The organism is Arthrobacter sp. Y3225116 (assembly GCF_059091245.1).
The window spans coordinates 1-794 of record NZ_JBNHGL010000513.1 but is presented as its reverse complement, the minus strand read 5'-3'; the positions used below and the strand labels follow the sequence as shown (position 1 = coordinate 794).

Genomic DNA, 794 nt, shown 5'->3' with positions numbered 1-794 from the left:
GGGTCGGGCCGGGCGGGCGCGGAGCCGGGCGGGCCCACGGGGCCGGGGCGGGCGCAGCCTCGAAAACGACGGCCTCGGGACCACGACCTGACGATCAACATCGATTTTCGCGTGGCCATCCGACTACCGATGGATATAGTGATTGGCAACACAACACTGAAAAGGAAGTTGAATCAGTGAGTCTCCGCTACGCCTTGCTGGCGCTGCTCAGCGTCGAACCCATGACCGGTTATGACCTCTACAAGGAATTCGAGTCGTCCGTCGGGAATGTGTGGCACGCGCCCGACTCCCAGATCTATCCGGAGCTGCGGCGGATGGAGCAGGAAGGGCTGCTCGACGGGGAGGAGGTCATCTGGGGCCAGCGCGGGAGGAAGCGCCGCTACCACATCACCGCCGCCGGGCTGCAGGCCTTCCGCGAGTGGATGAACACCACGCTCGACTACACCCGCGTGCGGGATCCCGCCCACCTGAAGGCGGCCTACCTGGAGTGGGCCGAACCGGACGCTGCGCGCGAACAGATGCGCGCGCACATTGAGCATTACACCGCGCTCCGGCAGCAGTGGGAGCAGCGAATCCGCGAGATCGACGACGACAGCAGCGAGATGCTCAATCGCCGGTTGGCCGGCACCCCGGCGAGCGAACGGACGCGGGTGAAGGCCTTCAAGCGCTTTACCTACGAAGGGCTGGTGGCCCGCGCGGAACAGGAGATTACCTGGGCACGCCGCGGCCTCGCGCTCATCGACCGGCTTTCCGACCAGCCGGGCATCCAGCAGCCGCAGGCGCCGCAGCCGGCG

Annotated in this window: 2 protein-coding genes; both read left to right on the top strand. The window is 67.0% G+C overall.

Translation table 11 applies throughout. From position 1 onward, the window contains the following. Positions 1-180, top strand: a 180-nt coding sequence (locus AC5RV2_RS18685) for a hypothetical protein (RefSeq protein ID WP_494093571.1), incomplete at its 5' end; no start/stop codon positions are given. Next, on the top strand, positions 177-794 hold a 618-nt coding region (locus AC5RV2_RS18680; protein WP_494093570.1), incomplete at its 3' end, for a PadR family transcriptional regulator. The genes AC5RV2_RS18685 and AC5RV2_RS18680, both read left to right, overlap by 4 nt.